An 18726-nucleotide genomic window follows, 5' to 3' on the forward strand; every position below is an offset into this window, starting at 1 on the left:
TGCGCCACTAGGCTAGGAATCGCCCAGCTCACCGGTCTTGTACAGAAGCGACAGGGGCTGTGCGTCCGCCTCCGGCTGCCGCAGCTCGGTCGCCGTGCGGCCGATGAACCGCGCGAGGGACCGCGCCAGATGCGGCTGGTCGTAATAGCCGAGCCGGTGGACGACCTCACCCGGCGGGACGTCCTCACCGAGCAGGACCGCTGCCTGCCGCGCCCGCTCGATCTGCCGGATGGCGCCCTGGGTCAGCCCGGTCGCCGCGGCCACCCGGCGCTGCACGGACCGCGTCCCGACCTCGGCCGCCCCGCCGGCGACCACCTCGTCGACGAGCGGATCACGAACGACGATCCCCTCCCGGACGAGCCGGGCGACAAACTGTTCCGCACTGTCGAAGCCGGGCATCGCCCACTCGTGCCCGGCCAGCACAAACGACCTGTCACCGGCCCACGGGCTTTTGACCGCGGTGTTCACGAGCCGGGCGGTCGGCAGGTGCACCATCGACGCCCCGTGCGCAAAGGTGATCCCGAAGGACCGCGACCCGTCCGGCACCTCGGCACTCGAAGCAGCGGTCTCCGGCCCGAGCGCGGCGACATGGGTCTCCCCGCAGTGCTCCCAGAACACGAGCTCCCACGTCGACGTGGCGATCGACGTCATGCGGGCAACCCCGGACGCCCGGCTCCGCCACACACGGTGCACATAGGGCGAGTCCGACGCCCGATCCTCGTTCTCCAGCGGCATCCCAACCCCCTGACCTGGGCGGGGTCAGTCTGGCACGGCGTGGTGGGCGCCGGCGATGTGCAGGACCTGCTCGACGGTGAGGGGGCTGCGGGGGTGGTTGGTGAGGGACAGGGGTGTGCGGATCTTCTGCGGAGCGGCGCCCTCAGCGGCGAGGTAGAACTCGCCGACGGTCAGGCGGGAGATGTCCGGGACGTCGCCGCCCTTGGCGCGGGCCATCTCGCGGGCGGCCTCGATCTGGATGGGGCTGTTCAGCAGGCCGTAGAGCTGGGTGGCGGCGTTGCCGGGGATCCGGTTGTGCAGGCCCTTGGGGGACTGGGTGGCGAAGATCAGACCGAGTCCGTACTTGCGGGCCTGCGCCGCCAGCGCCAGGGTGCTCTGGGTGCAGGCGGTCATCGCGCCCGAGGGGGCGAAGGTCTGCGCCTCGTCCATGATGAGCAGGCCCAGCAACGGCCGGTCACCGGCCGGGTTCTTCTTGATCCAGGCGAAGAGGGCCATCTGCAACTGGTTGACGAAGCTCTGCCGGACGTCGTCCGAGGGCAGCCCGACCAGGCTGATGACCGACACCCGGGCGCGTTTGCCGGGAGCGGGTGTGAGCAGCATGCCGGGGTCCATCGGGGTGCCGTCGCCGCCGAACAGTGGGTCGTTGACCATGGCCGCGGTGAGGGTCTGGGCGAGACTCAGCCCGATCTTGTCCGCGCCGTCGAGGTCGATGATGCCGTCGGGGAGGCCGGCGAGGGTGTCGATCAAACCCTTCAGTCGTGTACCCCCACGCCGGCCGTAGTGCTCGACCGCTTTGCGCAGCACGGCCAGACCGAGGTGGGCCTTGACGGCGCGACCGGCCACCATCGCCCGGGGTGCGAGTGAGGCCACGGCGGCCTCGACGGCCTCGTTGAACTCGTCGGGGTCGTCGCGCACGCTGCGGAAGTCCGGGAGCGGCTGGAAACTGAGCGGCCGCCCCGAGGCCCGGCGTGGTGTCCACACGACAACGTCGGTGTTCGCCAGGTAGTCCGCGGCCTGGACCTCGTCACCCGGTCGCCAGGACGAGGGTGCTTCCGGCCAGGCCTCGCCGAGCCGCGCGAGGTCGTTGTTGGGGTCGAGGACGATCGCGGACACCCCCTGCAGGGCGCATTCCTCGACGATGCGGCGGATCAGCACGGTCTTGCCGGAGCCGGAGCCCGCGAAGATCGTCGTGTGCTTCCGCAGCGCCTCCAGTGGAAGGCGCGCGGGTGTGCCGCTGTCGTACCCGTAGCCGATGGTGAAGGCCGGCTCCGAACCTTCGGCCATCGGGAGCGGCTCGCTCGGCGTGGCCTCGGGGGCCGGCTCGCTGACGTCGGACAGGGCCTGCTGGAGCAGGGCCAGACCGTGGGCCGGCCGGCGTTCGGCCAGCCAGCTCTGCAGGTCGATGGTCTCCTCGGCCAGCATGATCTGCAGCGCGGACAGCACCCGCAGATCCTCGGCCTCGAACGGCAGGGTCCGGCCACCGGCCGCCTCGAACGCCGCCACGGCCTCCAGGGTCTTCTTGCCGGACCACTGGCCGTTGCGGAGCAGGAACAACCGGCGTTTGGCCACCCGCTGATCGAGGCCGGCGGCCATGCACGCCTTCCGGAGCCGGGACAGCGCCGCGACACCGTGGTGCCCGTCGCTGATCGCCCGGAAGAACCAGTGCAGCTGGTCCTCGTTGTGCTCGTTCAGGGTGAGGCGCAGCCCGCCGTGCAGCGGCGGGTTGGTGCTGGGCGGCGGGTCGACACTGAACGCCTCACCACCGTCGCCGCGCTCGACGATCCACGCGGTCAGACCGGCCGTGAGCAGCGGCGGCACCATCGCATCCTCCGACGCCCGGTCGAGTGGTGCGGTGACGTCGGCGTTCTTCCTGAGCTCGGCGAACCGGGCGTCGAGCCGATCGAACTCGGCGACCGGCACCGGAACGACGGCCGGGCGCGGTGCCCGCGGTTCGGTGGCGGGTGGCTCGCCCAGGTGGTCGAGCTCGCGAACCTCGTCGTCGGCGATGCAGGTCCGGATGTGCTTGTCGATCTCGATGAGGAGTTGCCGCGGGGTGAAGTCCCCGGCGGCGGCGAAGGCTTGCGGCAGAACGGGCCACGACGGGTACGGCGGGGTGAAGCCGATCTCCTGGTAGCGCACGGCAAAACGCTTCTCGATGATGGCCCGGCCGAGGTCGTCGTCATTGATCTTGACCAGTTGGGGCGCCAGCCGGAACCGGTCGCTGACGGTGTCGGCCGCCGACGTTTTGATGATCGTCCAGGACGTCGGGATGCACGCCACGACGGTCAGCGTCCGGCGGGTCACCTGGCGCAGCGACATCAGGCCCTCGGCTATCCGGGCCAGCATGAGCGCCTGCTCCGGATCGACCAGAGCCGTCCTCGGGAGCTGCGGATCGTCCTGCAGGGCCGACTGTGCGATGAGCGTGTCGACCTGATCGATGGCGATGACCGAGGGACCGGTGAGCGCGAGCAGCCACGACAGGTCCTGCACGATCTGCTGGGCGTGCCGCGGTGCCCGGCGCATGCCCCAGGCATGGCGTTCGCCGGGCTCGGACTCCTCACCGGAGATGAAGTAGTTCTCGGCCAGGTCACGATGCGCGACGTCGTCGGACGCGCTCAGCGCGAGTGCCCGGGCGGTCTCCTGACTGGCCCGTGCCACGTGGCGGTCGAACTCACCGAGACCCTCGATGAACGCGTCCAGGGCGGGCCGGGTCAGGGTCTTCTCGCCCATGACGGCCCGCCGGGCTGTCCGCGGGGCGCCGACCATCGCCGACAGCCGTCGTAACAGCACGACCAGCTGTGTCTCGTCGCTGCCGGGGACCGGACGGGAGAGTCCGTCGAGCATGGCGGCCAGGACGCTGTCCCAGAAGCCCGCCGCGTCGAGCAGGCCGACCAGGAAGAAGTAGCCGCCCTGCTCCTGCACCTGTTTGCGGGTCCAGCCGAGCAGGTGGGTCTTGCCGGAGCCGCGCTGCCCCTGCAGCACGAGGCCGATCGGGCTGCCGCCGGTGCTGGCCCGGGCATCGGCCACACCGTCGAGCACCTCCCGGACCACGGTCGGATGCAGACCGTCGACGTGGAACGGCAAGGGCCGCCACACGTCGTCCGGGACGGGAGCCCAGTTGAACCTCAGGGCCGCCAGCGCGGCACGCTCCGACTCGTTCATCACACACCGATCGCGAGGGAGTGCTTCTCCTGGCCGCCGAGGTGCAGGGCCGCCGCGGCATCCGCCTCGGTCAGCATCTTCTGGTTGGACGCGGGCACGATGTTGACGCCCGGCTCACGGCTGAGCTTGCGCAACGCCTCGTCGACGGCGGCCCGCGGCACGTCGCCGAAGAAGAGCCGCAAGCGCGTCAGGCTGACCCATCCGCCCGGCTCCGCCGCCAGCGCCTCGTACGCGTTGACGATCCGGGTCCGCAGGATCTGCTCCTGGTCGCCGGCCGAGTGGGGACCCCGCAGGTCGTTGAGAGCGAACAACTCGGCGTACGACTTGCAGCCGCTGCGGTCCAGCACGCGGTCGCGCAGGCTCGCCAGCAGCGCGGTGAGAGCGGCGGCGTGCGCGGTGGCGCCCCGGGACCTGAACTCCAGCTCGTTCTGCACCTGCGCCCAGCCGTCGTCGTCGAGCTGGAGTGCAAAGGTCGGCCCGCTCTTGCGGCTGCTCACGTACCGTCTGCGGGCGAACTTGTCACGGCTCTTCTTGGTGACGTCGAGGCCGTACAGTTTTTTGAGATCGGTATTGAGCACCTCGCGGGCCTCGGCCATCAGCACGATCAAGGTCGCGTTCTCGGAGGGGGTCAGGTCGTCGCCGGCCATGGGGTGTTTCCTTCCGCTGTGTCGCCACGCCGGCGGCGGAGGTAGGTGCCGATCTGGTGCACCACCGCGCCGACGTCGTGAATGATTCGTGCATTGGTGAATCGCAGGACCGCATAACCGTCGAGTTGCAACTGCACGTCGCGCCGGCGGTCTTCCTCGAAATGCACCGGGTGGCAGTGTTCGGGACCGTCGATCTCCACGACACACCTTTCCGCCGGCCAGAGCAGGTCCAGCCGCACCGGGGTGCTCAGCGGCGTCGACCTGTACGGCTGGTTCCACTGCCGTCCGTCCGCCCACGTCTCCGCGGCCAGGGCAGCCTCGAGGGCGCTCTCGACGGCACTGTTCGGGTGGGGCCGGCCGATCGTCGCGAGGCGCCGGGCGGGCGCTTCTGTCACGCGTACCGAGGGGATCTGCTCTCCGCCGGCCGGGAGGGTGCCGATCAGCCAGACCGCCATCCTGGCGTTGTGGACGAGCCAGCCGGCGCCGGCGACGATCACGTCCTGGTCGCGGGGGCTGAGGCCGGCGGCGACCGGAACCAGGAGAGCGGCCCGGGGACGGCCGAAGGCGGCGGCGATCAGCCGGGCGAGCTGAGCAGCACGGACACCGACGGGCAGCCCGGGCTGCCTGTTCCGGTGGCCGGTCACGGCCAGGACCGCGAGGTCGGCCAGGAAGGCCGGGGAGTAGTGGGCGTGCCGGGCGTGGGCCGTCGCGGCCATCCGGATCGCCGCCACCCCGCCCACGTCCGGCCGGCCGATCGCCGAGGAATCCGGCAGCCAGGCGGGCAGCAGCTCGACGGCGACGCGTTCGAGATCCTCCAGCGCGCCGGCAACGAAGTCACGCGGCGTTGCACTCGGCGCCTCGGCGCGGGCCACGACCGCGGCCGGCGCGGTGGTGTCCTCGGCCAGGGTGAGGGCGATGGTGCCGAGCTCGGCCCCCTGAATGGCGATGGCCCGGTCGCTCGCGAGGCGGGCCAGTTGACTGCCCAAGGTCATTTGTCGAGCTCTTGCCCGGGATCACCGGGAGGGCGAATGGTTTTCGCACAATCCGACCGGGATGCGACAGCCAGCGTTATCAACCCTCCTGAAGCCGTCTCCGGACGTAACCGGAACAGACTACGGAAGAGGCGTTCGCGGATGCCACCGCGGAATGGCAATGCAATCCTGCCCGTTCGGTGGATTCACCCTCCCGGCCAATGATCAATAAGGACGGTCAGGTGGCAAAAACCTGGGAGTCGTCGGCGAACGCCTTGAATTCGAGGGCGTTCCCGGCCGGGTCGAGCAGGAACATCGTCCATTGTTCGCCGGGCAGGCCCTCGAAACGGACGTAGGGCTCGATCACAAAAGGCGTACCGGCCGCGCGGAGACGGCCGGCGAGCTCGTGGAAGACCGCGACGTCGAGGATCAGGCCGAAGTGGGGGACCGGGACGTCGTGACCGTCCACCGGGTTGTGGATCTGCTGCGGGCGGGCCGGCGCCAGGTGCGTGACGAACTGGTGGCCGTGGAGGTTCCAGTCGACCCAGGTGTCCGAGCTGCGGCCCTGGGACAGGCCGAGCACCTCGCCGTAGAAGTGGCGGGCGGCGGCCAGGTCGTCGACGGGGACGGCCAGGTGGAAGCGGGGAATGGTGGTCATGGTTGCCTTTCCTGGGCGCGGGCCAGACCGTCGAGGAGCAGGTCGACGGTGAAGGTGAACTCGACCTGGCTGTCGCACCAGCCGAGCGTCGGGTCCTCGACGGCGTGGACCTCGGCCTCCACCATCGCGGTCAGGTGCGGGAGGGTCGCGGCCAGCGCGGACAGGTCCGCCTCGGTGGCGCCGACGTCCATGCTGCCTCCCGCCGGTGCGGGGCTGAAGACCTCCTGGGCAAACCCCAGGGCCAGGCTCCCGAACGCGTGCAGCGCCCGATGGGCCAGGCGGTAGGAGAGTCCGCCGCCGACCAGGGTCGCGAGGATGGCGTCGTAGTAGGCGAACAGGCCGGACGGGATCGTCGGCCGGGAGCCGAGGAGTCCGGGCGCCCACGGGTGGCGGAGCATGACCTCGCGGGCGGCCAGGAAACGCTGCCGCAGGCTGGTGCGCCAGTCCGCGTCCGGCACCGCGGTGGCAGCGACCGCAGTGGTGATCTCGTCGATGACGGTGTCGGCCAGCCCGTCGAGCAGGCCGTTCTTGCCCGGCAGGTGGTAGTAGAGCGACATGGCTTCCACGCCCAGGTCGGCGGCGAGGCGGCGCATGGTGAGGGCCTTCAGGCCTTCCGCGTCGACCAGGGTGACCGCGGCTGCCAGTGCGCGTTCGCGGCTCAGCGGCTCGCGGACGGCCTTCGCTTCCATGGCCTTTACAGTACGGCGTATGGTTACCTTACGTTGTAAGGTAACTCGCCACGGAGGGCTCGTCGATGATCCGTACTGCTCGTGTCACCGGACTGCTCTACCTCGGCCTGGCCCTCACCGGAGGGCTCGGTTTTCTGCTGATCCGGTCGCAGCTCTTCGTGGCCGGCGACCCGGGTGCGACACTCGCCCACCTGATCGAGCGGGACGGGCTGGCGCGGGCCGGGGTCGCCCTCGAGCTCCTGGTGGTTCTGACCCAGGCGCTCACGGCGGTCTGGTTCTACCGGCTGTTCCGGACGGTCGACGCCTTCGCCGCCGGGTGCATCGCGGCTTTCGGGCTGGTCAACGGCGTCGCGATCCTGAGCAGCGCCGCCCTGCTGGCCACCGCGAGCGAGATCGCCCTGCACCCGCTCGGGGACTCGGCCGCGACCGTCCAGCTCCTCTATCTGATCAGCGGGCACCTGTGGACGGGCGGGGCGCTCTTCTTCGGGTTGTGGCTGATCCCGATGGGCTGGTGTGTGCTGCGTTCGGGCTGGATGCCCCGGCCGCTCGGCCTGCTCCTCATCGGAGGCGGCGCCGGATATGTGCTGAGCCCGCTGGTCGGTTACCTCGTCCCGCAGGCCGGCGTCGTGGCCGACCTCCTCACCGTGCCCGCGTCCGTGGGGGAGTTCTGGATGGTCGGCTACCTGCTGCTCCGGGGCATCCGTCCTCGATCGGGCTCACCTATCGTGGCGGCATGGCAGAACCACGCGACGACCTCCGGGGAAAGACCTTCGACCAGTCCGACCTGACCGGTGCACGGTTCGACCATGTGTTCATGAAGGACGTGGTCATGCGCGGCGTCTGGATGAGCAACGTCGACATCAGCGGGGAGCTCGAGAACGTCACCGTCAACGGCGTCTCCATCGGCCCCCTGGTCGAGGCGGAGCTCGACCGGCGTCATCCCGACCGGGCGAAGATGCGGCCGGACGGCCCCGAGGGTTTCCGGGAGGCCTGGCAGATCCTGGAACGGCTGTGGGACGGGACGGTGACCCGGGCCCGGGGACTGGACCCCGGACTGCTGCACGCGTCGGTCGACGGTGAGTGGTCGTTCACCGAGACGCTGCGTCATCTCGTTTATGCCACCGACATCTGGATCCGGCGGGTGATGCTCGGTGACCCCAGCCCGTTCGACCCGCTCGACCTGCCCTTCGACCAGATCCCGGACGCGCCGGGTGTGCCGCGTGACCGGACGGCACGACCGTCGCTCGACGTGGTGCTCGCCCTGCGTGCGGACCGGTGGGAAACGGTGCGTCAGGTCCTCGACGGTCTCACCGAGGAACAGCTCGACTCCCGCACCGAACCCGTCGACGGTCCCGGCTGGCCCGAAGCCGACCGTTATCCCGTCCGGGAATGCCTGCTGACCGTCCTCAACGAGGAGTGGCAGCACCGCCTCTACGCCGAGCGGGACCTCGACGCGCTGACCCGCGCCTGAGCCGGTGCGCCCGCAAAACGGTTGAAGCCGCTGTTGGCCCGGCCGCGCCGCACCGCCGGCGCGGCCGCCACCGGCGCCGGCGGTGCCACCCGCGTCCGGACGACCTCGGCGGGTCGTTCCTGCGGCACGGTCCGCGCCGCCTCGGGCCGCACGATCACGGGTGCCGGGGCCGGCGGAGGGACCACGAGCGACTGCGGGGCCGGAGCCGGGGCCGGGGCAATGACCGTCGCCGGAGCGCCGCCCAGGTCGTCGGGCCGGCCGGCCGTACGGGGCCGGAAGTGGACATACGCAACTGCGCCGAAGCAGATCAACAGGATGCTGACCACAACCGTCGTTTGCACCACGTCGCCACGACCTCTCGCTCCACGCCCGAGCCATTGGTTATCTAGCCAATGACGGTAGCAGTACGCAGACCTTCAACCAATCGCCCGGGCGGTCGGGGAACGCCTATCCTGGTGCGCATGAGCCCTTCCCCGCCGCCGGCCGGCTTCGGTGATTACCTGCGGGAGGCGATCCACGCCGCGGGATTCCCGACGCCGACGCACTTCGCGCGGACCGTCGGGACAGACCCGTCCGTCGTGCTGCGGTGGCTCAGCGAGGAACAGCGGCCCACCATCAGATCGATCGAGCGGATCGCCCCGGTGCTCGGACGGACGATCAACGAGCTGGTCGTCGCGGCGTACCCGGACCGGCTCGGTGGCCCGGCGCCGGTCACCCCGGCCGTCCATCCGCTGGTCAGCGAGCTCGGCCGGATCCTCGGCGAGGACTCGCCGATCTCCGCAGCCGACCGCGCCGCGCTGGAGACCGTGCTCGACCGGATGTTCGAGCCGTACCGGAAAGTGGTGCGGCGGCGCAGATCGGCCTGACCGATGTCGCGCCACGACCGAAAGTTACGTAATCTCGGACCATGACTGAGCGGGCCCGCGCCGATCATGGGTCCATCGTGGGCGGACTACACATCCAGATGAGCAAGTTGCTGCTGATCGCCCTCGTGGCGGCCACGGCGGCAACCGGCGCTCTCATCATCACGATCGCCGTCGGGATTCCCCACCCACCGCCTCCGCCACCCGGCCCCAACGGCATGCCGCCGCCCCCGCCGAACCTGTCGGGCCTCGCTGCGGTCTCCATCGTGACCGGGCTGTTCGTACTGTCCTGGCTCGCGGTCCTCGTGGTCTTCTCGCGTGACCAGATCCTCGAACGCCTCCGCGAGGTCAGGCACGAGCCGGCCCCGGTCCACGAGCTGGATGACATGTTCGCCGAGTTCCGGTCCCAGCTCGCCGCGGACCGCGACCGCGAACGGCAGCTGCTCGAGGAGCGCATCACCGAGCTGACCACCGAGTACGGCGAGCAGCGCGAGACCGACGGTTACCTCAACGGCCTGCGCGTGGCCACCACCGAGGAGCCCACGTCCAAGGTCAGCTCGATTCGCCGCGTGCCGCGCCCCGGGGTTTGACAGTCGTCGATCGGTAGGACTCTGATGGGGTGATGCTGCGCCGCATCGTGACGATCGGGTCCGTGTTGCTCCTCGCCGTCCTGCCGGCCGGTCCGGCCCGGGCCCGGGATCCGATCGCCGAGATCATGGCGGGCCTGACCCTGCCCGAGAAGGTCGGCCAGATGGTCGTCTCCTACGTGTACGGCGCGGATGCCACCACGCCGTCCGCGGCGAACGAGACGATGTTCGGCGCCGGGGTGCGAACGGGCGCGGAAGCCGTCGCCAAGTTCCACCTCGGCGGGGTCATCTACTTCACCTGGAGCGGCAACCTCGTCGATCCGGCGCAGATCGCGGGCCTGTCGAACGGTCTCCAGCGGGCCGCGGCGGCTGACTCCGGCATCCCTCTGCAGGTCAGCACCGACCAGGAGGGCGGCGTGGTCAACCGGATCGGTACGCCGCTGGCGATCTCGCCGGGCAACATGGCCATCGGGGCGACCTTCCGGCCCGGCGACGCGTTCCGGGCGGCGCGGGTCAGCGGGACCGAGTTGCGGGCGCTCGGCATCAACGTGGTCGACGCACCGGTCGTGGACGTCAACACCAACCCGCGCAACAGTGCCGACGGTCCGCGGGCGTTCGGCGACCGTACGCGTCAGGTCTCGGTCTTCGGGGCCTCCGCGGTCGCGGGTTATCGTGCCGCCGGCATCGGCACCCAGGCCAAGCATTTCCCGGGGCTGGGGGACACGACCGTCAACACCGACAACGGGGTGGCGGTGACCGACGAGACGCGGGAGCAGATCCTGGCCACGCACGTGCCGCCGTTCCGGGCCGCGCTCGCCGCCGGTGCGCAGAGTGTCATGGCGGCGCACATCGTCGCGCCGGCGCTGGACCCGTCCGGGCGGCCCGCGAGTCTGTCGAAGCCTGTCGTGACCGGACTGCTGCGCGACCGGCTGCACTTCGACGGTGTGGTGATCACCGACGCGCTCGACGCGGCAGCCCTCGCGGACATTCCCGACGAGCAGATCGTGCTCGACGCCGTCGACGCCGGTGTCGACCAGTTGCTGATGCCACGGGACGTGCAGGGCGCCGTCCGGACGCTGCTGGACGCGGTGGCCGACGGGACGATCAGCGAGGCCCGCATCGACCGGTCCGTGCGGCGGATCCTGCGGATGAAGAGCGGCCTCGGGCTGTTCCGCGACCCGTACGTGCCCGCGCCGGTGGTCGGGACCCCGGAACATCTCAGCGTCATGGCCGACGTGGCCGGACGGTCGATCACGCAGCTGCGGAACACCGAGCTTCCGCTGAGCGCCGGGCGGAAAGTGCTCGTGACGGGGTGGGGTGCGAGCACAACCACCAACCTGACGGCCGGGCTCGTGGCGCGGGGGATGGACACCACACGCTTCTACACCGGGTCTCCGAGTGCGGCGGTCATCGCACAGGCCGTCGCGGCGGCGCGGGAGGCGGACGTGACGGTGGTGACCACGTACAACGCGTGGGGGGACGGGACGCAGCAGGCGTTGGTCGCCGCGTTGCTCACCACGGGGAAGCCGGTGGTGGTGGCGGCGGCGGGCGGGCCCTACGACATCGCGTACCTCCCGGGGGTGACGACGTATCTGGCCGCGTACGGGTATCAGCCGCCCTCGGTGACGGCCCTCGCCGACGTGCTCACCGGGCGGACGGCGGCCCGTGGCCGCCTGCCGGTCACCATCCGCAGCGCCGACGGCTCGGAGGTCCTTTTCCGGTACGGGAGCTGAAGTCCGTTTCCCGAGCCCTTCCTCGTGGGTAGGGGTTGATCAGGAACATCCCACGAGCCGAAGGGTCAGCGCTGATGGTGACCGTAACTCTGCGTAACGCCTGGTCTGTTGCCGACGAGCGGGAGGTGCAGCGATGAGCGCGGTTGCGAACCCCGCCACCGTCGAGGACTGCCTGCGGGTCGGTGCCGGGTTCACCCAGGGTGACCGGAACTGGATCGCCGAGCAGTTCGCCACCCTGGACGCCCGGCTGGCCGCTTTCCACGCGGACACGACCGAGCTCGAGGTCTCGGTGAAGGACCGCGCCGCGCGGGGTCAGAAGGTCACGCTCGAGTGCTGGATCGCGGGCCGGCAGAAGGTCGTCACGACCTCGCTGGAGGACGATCTGCACGCGGCGCTCAACGACGTCCGTGACGACCTGCGCCGCAAGCTCAACGACGCGAAGACCAAGCAGGAGCCGCGGCACAACCGCCACCTGCGGGACAACTCGCTGCCGGAGGAGACCGAGCTCCCCGAGGCGCTGCAGGACTGAAAGATTCCCGCCCGCCGGTACGCCGGCGGGCGGGAAGTTCCGCCGTATTTCCGCGGGCCGCAAGAAGCGCCGCTCGCGACGTCACACCCTGCTGGTGCTCATGAGCCGCGGCTTCGCACAGTGGGGCATGAGCCTGACCCTCGCCCCTGGAACCGCCTGGAACGATGTCCTCGCCCGGGTCGCGGCCGCCGCGCCCGAGGCCGTAGCGGCCGACCGGCTGCGCAATCTGTACGCCGGACGCTGGCACGACGGCGGCACACCCGCACCCCTGCGGACGCCGGTCGACGGCACGCTGCTCACCAGCCTGGCCAAGGTCGACGCGTCCACCGCCGCCGAAGCCGTCCGGGCCGCGACGGCCGCGCACCTCCTCTGGGCCGGCACCCCGCTGGCCGACCGCAAGGCCCGGGTCGCCGCGGCCGTCGAAGCCCTGACGCTGCACCGCGATCTGCTCGCCCTGACGCTGGTGTGGGAGATCGGCAAGCCCTGGCGGCTCGCCTGCGCCGACGTCGACCGCGCCCTCGACGGTGTCCGCTGGTACGCCGAGCAGATCGACCGTCAGACCGCCGGGCGGGAGCCGCTGCCGGGACCGGTCAGCAACATCGCCTCCTGGAACTACCCGATGAGCGTCCTCGTGCACGCCGAGCTGGTGCAGCTGCTGGCCGGCAACGCCGTCATCGCGAAGACGCCGTCGCAGGGTGGCGCGGTCTGCCTCACCCTCGCGCACGCCCTGATGGCCCGGGCCGGTCTGCCCGTCACGCTGCTCTCCGGCAGCGGTGAGGAACTGTCCGAGGTGCTCGTCCGCGCACCCGAGATCGGCGCGGTCGCGTTTGTCGGCGGGCGCTCCAACGGCGGCAAGGTCGCCGCCGCGCTGCTCGACTCCGACAAGCGGCACTTCATCGAGCAGGAAGGCCTCAATGCCTGGGGCATCTGGGACTTCTCGCAATGGGACCTGCTCGCGGGCCACCTGCGCAAAGGCTTCGAGTACGGCAAGCAGCGCTGCACCGCGTACCCGCGTTTTGTGGTCCAGCGGGACCTGGTCGACGCGTTCCTCGACGTCTACCTGCCGGTGGTCAAGGCGGTCCGCTTCGGGCATCCGCTCGCCGTCGAAACAGCTGGGGACCCGTTGCCGGAGCTCGACCTCGGGCCGCTGATCAGCGCGGCCAAGGCCGGCGAGCTGCGCCGCAAGGTCGACGAGGCGGTCCGCGGCGGAGCGATCCCGTTGCACCGCGGGTCCGGCTCGGCGGGCCGGTTCCTGGAGGGTCAGGACACCAGCGCGTACGTGGCACCGACCGCGCTCCTCGCCCCACCCGGACGGTCGCGGCTGATGCACGCCGAGCCGTTCGGACCGGTCGACACGATCATCGTGGTCGACACCCAGGACGAGCTGCTGTCCGCGATGAACGCCAGCAACGGCGCCCTGGTCGCGAGTCTCGCCGTCGACGACGAGGAACTCGGGGCGAAGCTGGCCCAGGACGTGCACGCGTTCAAGGTCGGCATCAACCGCCCGCGCTCCCGCGGCGACCGCGACGAGTGTTTCGGCGGCCGCGGCGCCTCGTGGAAGGGCGCCTTTGTCGGCGGCGACCTGCTCGTGCACGCGGTCACGATCGGCGAGCCAGGCGAACGGCTCTACGGCAACTTCCCCGACTACAGCAGCTACCCGCCCGGGATGTGAGTGCCGCGGATGCACCAGACTGGGTCCCGTGGCCAGGACCCTGAGGATCAGCACCCGCAACGCGACCTTCCAGCAGTGGCAGGCGCTGCTCACCAACCGGACCAAACGGCAGCGCGCCGGTGAGTTCCTGGTCCAGGGCGTCCGCCCGATCTCCCTGGCCGTCGAACGCGGCTGGGAGATCCGGGCGATGCTCGTCACCGACGGCCCGGGCCTGTCCCGCTGGGGCCGCGACATCGTCGACACCGCGGACGCGCCACGGGCGGTCGTCGCCGCCGAGCTGATGCGTGAGCTCGGCGGCAAGGACGAGGACGCCCCCGAGCTGCTGGCCGTCGTGGCCATGCCCGGCGACGACCTCGCCCGCGTCGCCACCGGCCCGTCCCTGCTCGCGGTGGTCTTCGACCGGCCCACCACACCGGGCAACGTCGGCACCCTGATCCGCTCGGCGGACGCGTTCGGCGCCGCCGCCGTGATCGTCACCGGTCACGCCGCCGACCCGTACGACCCGAAGGCGGTCCGCGCCAGCACCGGCTCCCTCTTCGCCCTGCCGGTGATCCGCGTGCCGAGCCACGCCGAGGTCCTCGACTGGGTCGCCGAGGTGCGCGACGACGGCGTGGCCGTGCAGGTCGTCGGCACCGACGAACGCGGCCCGGTGGAGATCGCCGAACAGGACCTCACCGGCCCCACCCTGCTCGTGATCGGCAACGAGACCCACGGCCTCAGCAACGCCTGGCGCGACAGCTGCGACCAGACGGTCCGCATCCCGATCACCGGCGCCGCGAGCTCCCTCAACGCGGCCGCGGCCGGCAGCGTCGCCCTCTACGAAGCCGCCCGCCAGCGCCGCCTCGCCTGACATGGACACCGCCCCGGCCCTGCGCTCCATAGTGGACCCTGAGTACCTCGCCGCCCTCGTGGCCCGCGAGTACGCCCTCGAGGTCACCGGCTGCGTCCTGCTGCGCTCCCTGGTCAACGACGTCTACCGCATCGACACCCCGTCCGGCCCGTACGCGTTCAAGCTCTACCGCACGGGCCACAACTCAGCCGAGTGGGAGACGTCGCTGGCCGCGTACGTGGGGACGGGGTTGACCCAGGGTGTCGCCCTGCAGGACGGCCGCATGGCCGGAGCGGTGCAGGCAGCCGAGGGGCCGCGAGCCTTCACGCTGTGGGAATGGGCGCCCGGCGCCAAACCGGGCCGCCCCCGCACCGACGAGCTCTACCACCGCTTCGGTGCGGCGACGGCAGCGTTCCACGAGGCCAGCACGGGTTTCCCGGGCCCACCGGCCCTCGACGTGCTCACACTGCTCGACGACGTCCTGGCCCGCATCCCCGCCGCCTCGGACCGCGCCCTGATCGCCGGCCTGGCCACCGAAGCCGGCCGCCGCGCCGCCGACCCCAACCTCGAACGCGGCATCTGCCACGGCGACGTCACCCTCGACAACATCCACCTCGACGGCGACGACCTCGTTTTCTACGACCTCGACCGCGCGGCTCACGGCATCCGCGCCACGGACCTGAGCCCGGTCTCGGCCACCCCGCAATGGCCCGCGTTCCTGGCCGGGTACCGCACGGTCCGCCCGTTCCTGGACTCCGACGTCGCGGTTCTGCCGTGGCTCGACGTCCTGCTCCGCGTCGACTACCTGCACTTCCACCTCTACGCCAAACCGGCCATCCGCGGCACCGAATCCCTCACCGAAGGCTGGGTCGAAGACAACCTCGTCGCCCTCCGAACCTCCGCGACCCGGCTCAGATAAACCAAGATCCAGGGCGTGCCTCGCGATCCGGCATAAGTAGACCAAGATCCAGGGCGTGCCTCGCGATCCCGCATAAGTAGACCAAGATCCAGGGCATGTCGTGCCTGGTTGCATGGCTCTGACCGTCGCTCACGCCGAGACCGGGCGCGGCCACCCAATCGCCTGGCGGCTCATGACCGGGCGACCGCACCCTGCCAGGTCCGTGCTTTCCCGACCGGGCCCAGGCGCGAAAAAACTTGACGCGGTCGCGGCCTGGAGCACATATGGCACTTGGTCGCGGTGAGCGAAGCGGAGGAACGGAGGGGGCGTGATGACCGACTTTCACGATTGGGATGACGTCCGTGCCGAGCTGCATGACGGTGACGATGAAGCCCTTGTTGTGGAGTGGGCTCGAACGGAAGCCTGGGTTTCCGGTTTCCACCTTGCCGAGGAGCGCAAGCGTCTGGCCTCACTCAGCGTGAGGTCGCCGATCTGATGGGCGTGACCCCGGCCGGGTCAGCCAGATCGAGAACGGTGATCTGGAGGCCGGAGAGCGGATGCGCATCATCTTCGACTACGGCAACGATCTGCGACAGATTGCCTGATTGACCTGGGGAAACTGTCCGGTTGTCGTCAGTGCGGAGGGGGTTGGCGTCACTAGGCTCGGTCGGGATGGAGCTTTTGGAGCGCGGGGGTGCGCTGGGCGATCTGGGCAGGCTGCTGGCCGACACGGCCGGGGGCGGGCGGATCGCGGTCATCTCCGGGGAGGCCGGGGCCGGGAAGTCCAGTCTTGCCACCGCTTTTGCCGAAGCCGCCGGCGGCACCGCCCGCGTTCTCTGGGGCGCCTGTGATCCGCTGCTGACGCCGCGGGCGCTCGGGCCGTTGCACGACATTGCGCGGCAGGTCGGTGGGGCGTTGCGGGAGCAGATCGCGGCGGGGGAGCGGGGTGCGGTCTTCGACGCGCTGCTCGATGCGCTCGACGGGCCGCGGCAGCTGCGCCGGCCGGTGGTGGTCATGGAGGATCTGCACTGGGCCGACGAGGCGACGCTCGACCTCGTGGCGTTCCTGGGGCGGCGTCTCGCGCTGTGCCGGGTGCTGCTCGTGCTCACCTACCGTGATGACGAGGTCGGGCCCGAGCATCAGTTGCGGACCGTCCTGGCCGGACTGCCGCGGCCTCTGGTGCGGCGGTTCCCGCTGGCCCCGCTGTCGGCCGAGGCCGTCGGTGAGCTCGCCCGCCGTGCGGGGCGGGCTTCCTCCTCCGTGTACGCCGTGACAGGCGGCAACCCCCTGCTCGTGACCGAAGTGCTGGCCGCGGCGGACGAGGGTGTTCCGGCCACCGTCAGTGATCTGGTGCTGTCCCGGCTGGCCGCGCTCACCCCGGCGGCCAGGGACGCGGCCGGGTTCGTGTCGGTCGTGCCGTCGCAGGCCGAACCGGCGCTCCTCGGCCCGCGCGCCGCCGGTGTCGAGGAGTGCCTGGCCGGGGGTGTGCTGAGCGCTTCCGCCGAGGGTGTCGCGTTCCGGCACGAGTTGTTGCGGCGTGCGGTCGAGGAGTCGCTGTCGCCGGTGCGCCGGGCCGCCCTGCATGCCGACGTTCTCGCCGCGCTGGCCGAGCGGCCGGGTGTCGACCCGGCCCGGCTGGTGCACCATGCACACCACGCCGGTGATGCCGGTGCTGTGCTGCGATGGGCGCCGGTTGCGGCCCGTCGTGCGGCCGAGGTGGGGGCCAACAAGCAGGCCACCGCGCACTACGCCCTGGCGTTGCGGCACGTTGCCGGTGCGTCCGTGGGCGAGCGGGCGACGCTGCTGGAGGCGTACGCGACCGCGGCGTACCTGTCCGGGGGCACTGCCGAGGCCCTCGACGCGCGCCGGCAGGCCCTCGCTCTGCGGGAGGCCGGGGGTGACACGGTCGGTGTCGGCGAAAATCTGCGCTGGCTGTCCCGCCTCAGCTGGTGGAACGGCCACACCAGGGAGGCGCGGGTCGCCGGGGAGCAGGCGGTCCGGGTGCTGGAGTCCGTCGCGCCCGGCCCGGCGCTCGCGATGGCCTACAGCAATCTGTCCCAGCTGCACATGCTGGCCGGCGAGGCGACCGCCATCGAGTGGGGTGAGCGGGCGATCACCCTCGCGCGCCGGTTCGGTGACCTCGACATCGAGCTGCACGCCATGGTCAACGTCGCGTCGGCGCGGCTCGAGCTGGGCATCGACGCCGGTGGCCACGAGCTGGAACGCGCCCACGTGCTGGCCGCCGCGGCCGGGCTGGACGACCACGCCACCCGGGCCCTGGTCAACCTGGCCAGTCACGCGGTCGAGTGGTGCGACTTCGACGTCGCCGCGGAGATCCTCGACCCGGCGGTGACCTTCGCCGAGGCCCGTGATCTCAGCGGCTACGTGCGGCATCTGCTGGGCTACCGGGCGACGACACTGCTGGCCCGGGGTGACTGGGCCGGGGCACGCGCCGACGCTGAGGCGGCGATCGCCGGGCCGCGGATGCCGGGACCGTGCCGGGGCCCGGCGCACGTCTCGCTGGGGCGGCTGCGGTCGCGGCTCGGCGAGCCCGGTGCCGCCGAGATCCTGCACGAGGCCGCCGAGGAGGCGTACGCCGCGAACGAGTTGCAGTTCGTCGGCCCGGTCGCTGCCGGGCTCGCCGAGCACTACTGGATCGCGGGTGAGCCCGGGCGGGCGGCGGCCGAGGCACGGCGGGGCTACGCGCTGGCGCTGGAGGTCGGTCAGCCGTGGTTCATCGGCCAGCTGGCGTACTGGCAATGGCGCGGCGGTGAACCGGTGGCGGTGCCGGAGCTGATCGGTCTGCCGTACCGGCTGGTCATCGAGGGTGACTGGCGGGCCGCCGCCGCGGAGTGGGCCCGGAGGGGCTGTTCCTACGCGCGGGCCGAGGTGCTGGCCTGCGGTGACAACGAGGCGACGGCGGAGGCCCTGCACATCCTGGACGGGCTCGGTGCGGCCGCCGCGGCCCGGCGTGTGCGCGCCGAGCTGCGTGATCGTGGCGCCCGGGTGCCGCGCGGGCCACGTCCGTCGACCGCGGCGCATCCCCACGGCCTGACCGCCCGGCAGCGCGAGGTGCTGACCCTGCTGGTGGAAGGGCTGAGCAACGCCGAGATCGCCGGACGGCTCACGCTGTCCGCCAAGACCGTCGATCACCACGTGTCGGCGGTGCTCGGCAAGCTCGGTGTGCCGTCCCGGGGCCAGGCCGCCGCGGCGGCCCGCCGGCTGCCGCCAACATGGGGAGAACTCCCCACGCGCACACCCGGTCCCCGCTCCTAGCGTCCT

Annotated in this window: 18 protein-coding genes; 11 read left to right on the forward strand and 7 right to left on the reverse strand. The window is 71.3% G+C overall.

The genetic code is table 11. The features are described 5' to 3' along the window. Positions 1–12: 12 nt before the first annotated feature. The 6 genes from AFR_RS08480 to AFR_RS08505 all read right to left on the reverse strand — a co-directional run bounded on the left by AFR_RS08480 (position 13) and on the right by AFR_RS08505 (position 6862). Entirely contained in the window at positions 13–651 is a 639-nt protein-coding gene (locus AFR_RS08480) for a helix-turn-helix domain-containing protein (RefSeq protein WP_238547248.1), read from the reverse strand. Between the two features lie 108 nt (positions 652–759). After that, positions 760–3897 (reverse strand): ATP-binding protein, encoded by a 3138-nt coding sequence (locus tag AFR_RS08485; protein ID WP_041840705.1) that lies wholly within the window; start codon positions 3895–3897, stop codon positions 760–762. Beyond that, positions 3897–4544 (reverse strand): hypothetical protein, encoded by a 648-nt coding sequence (locus tag AFR_RS08490; protein WP_023359500.1) that lies wholly within the window; start codon positions 4542–4544, stop codon positions 3897–3899. The genes AFR_RS08485 and AFR_RS08490 overlap by 1 nt, the downstream gene beginning before the upstream one ends. After that, positions 4526–5536 carry an endonuclease domain-containing protein gene (locus AFR_RS08495; protein WP_023359501.1) on the reverse strand — a complete coding sequence of 337 codons (1011 nt, stop codon included), beginning with the start codon at positions 5534–5536 and terminating at the stop codon, positions 4526–4528. Before AFR_RS08495 ends, AFR_RS08490 begins: the two co-directional genes overlap by 19 nt. Positions 5537–5753: 217 nt before the next feature. After that, complete coding sequence (locus AFR_RS08500) at positions 5754–6173, reverse strand: VOC family protein (RefSeq protein ID WP_023359502.1); 420 nt, start codon at positions 6171–6173, stop codon at positions 5754–5756. Then, on the reverse strand, positions 6170–6862 hold the full coding sequence (locus AFR_RS08505) for a TetR/AcrR family transcriptional regulator C-terminal domain-containing protein (RefSeq protein ID WP_023359503.1): 693 nt from the start codon (positions 6860–6862) through the stop codon (positions 6170–6172). Before AFR_RS08505 ends, AFR_RS08500 begins: the two co-directional genes overlap by 4 nt. Positions 6863–6927: 65 nt before the next feature. Between AFR_RS08505 and AFR_RS08510 the strand changes: the two genes are divergently transcribed. Both AFR_RS08510 and AFR_RS08515 read left to right on the forward strand, forming a co-directional pair. After that, positions 6928–7650: a DUF4386 domain-containing protein gene (locus tag AFR_RS08510; protein ID WP_023359504.1), complete on the forward strand. Its 723-nt coding sequence runs from the start codon at positions 6928–6930 to the stop codon at positions 7648–7650. Then, positions 7596–8333, forward strand: a complete 738-nt coding sequence (locus AFR_RS08515) for a DinB family protein (RefSeq protein ID WP_023359505.1) — start codon at positions 7596–7598, stop codon at positions 8331–8333. Before AFR_RS08510 ends, AFR_RS08515 begins: the two co-directional genes overlap by 55 nt. Here the strand turns inward: AFR_RS08515 and AFR_RS08520 are convergent. Beyond that, a complete protein-coding gene (locus AFR_RS08520) occupies positions 8294–8677 on the reverse strand; it encodes a hypothetical protein (RefSeq protein WP_148307904.1) in 384 nt (127 codons plus the stop codon). The two genes, AFR_RS08515 and AFR_RS08520, sit on opposite strands and share 40 nt — an antisense overlap. Before the next feature lie 117 nt (positions 8678–8794). On the opposite strand from AFR_RS08520, the gene AFR_RS08525 reads away from it, so the two are divergent. The 9 genes from AFR_RS08525 (at position 8795) to AFR_RS08565 (ending at position 18720) form a co-directional block, all read left to right on the forward strand. Further along, positions 8795–9199 (forward strand): helix-turn-helix domain-containing protein, encoded by a 405-nt coding sequence (locus AFR_RS08525; protein WP_023359507.1) that lies wholly within the window; start codon positions 8795–8797, stop codon positions 9197–9199. Between the two features lie 41 nt (positions 9200–9240). Further along, positions 9241–9786, forward strand: coding sequence for a hypothetical protein (locus AFR_RS08530; RefSeq protein WP_148307905.1), 546 nt, complete (start codon positions 9241–9243; stop codon positions 9784–9786). A gap of 32 nt (positions 9787–9818) precedes the next feature. Further along, positions 9819–11516 carry a glycoside hydrolase family 3 protein gene (locus AFR_RS08535; RefSeq protein ID WP_023359509.1) on the forward strand — a complete coding sequence of 566 codons (1698 nt, stop codon included), beginning with the start codon at positions 9819–9821 and terminating at the stop codon, positions 11514–11516. A gap of 133 nt (positions 11517–11649) precedes the next feature. After that, positions 11650–12045, forward strand: coding sequence for an HPF/RaiA family ribosome-associated protein (locus tag AFR_RS08540; RefSeq protein WP_023359510.1), 396 nt, complete (start codon positions 11650–11652; stop codon positions 12043–12045). 127 nt (positions 12046–12172) lie between these two features. After that, the gene (locus AFR_RS08545; RefSeq protein WP_041841916.1) at positions 12173–13717 is read left to right on the forward strand and encodes an aldehyde dehydrogenase family protein; all 1545 of its coding nucleotides are present in this window, start codon (positions 12173–12175) and stop codon (positions 13715–13717) included. Between the two features lie 28 nt (positions 13718–13745). Beyond that, positions 13746–14567 carry a TrmH family RNA methyltransferase gene (locus tag AFR_RS08550; RefSeq protein ID WP_023359512.1) on the forward strand — a complete coding sequence of 274 codons (822 nt, stop codon included), beginning with the start codon at positions 13746–13748 and terminating at the stop codon, positions 14565–14567. A 1-nt stretch (position 14568) separates the two neighbouring features. Beyond that, positions 14569–15465, forward strand: a complete 897-nt coding sequence (locus tag AFR_RS08555; RefSeq protein WP_041840706.1) for a phosphotransferase enzyme family protein — start codon at positions 14569–14571, stop codon at positions 15463–15465. A 310-nt stretch (positions 15466–15775) separates the two neighbouring features. After that, positions 15776–15940 carry a hypothetical protein gene (locus tag AFR_RS47690; RefSeq protein WP_238547249.1) on the forward strand — a complete coding sequence of 55 codons (165 nt, stop codon included), beginning with the start codon at positions 15776–15778 and terminating at the stop codon, positions 15938–15940. Positions 15941–16116: 176 nt separating this feature from the next. Beyond that, positions 16117–18720, forward strand: a complete 2604-nt coding sequence (locus AFR_RS08565) for an ATP-binding protein (RefSeq protein WP_052359345.1) — start codon at positions 16117–16119, stop codon at positions 18718–18720. The last annotated feature ends 6 nt before the right edge of the window (positions 18721–18726 follow it).

Source organism: Amorphoplanes friuliensis DSM 7358, from assembly GCF_000494755.1.
Lineage (GTDB): Bacteria > Actinomycetota > Actinomycetes > Mycobacteriales > Micromonosporaceae > Actinoplanes > Actinoplanes friuliensis.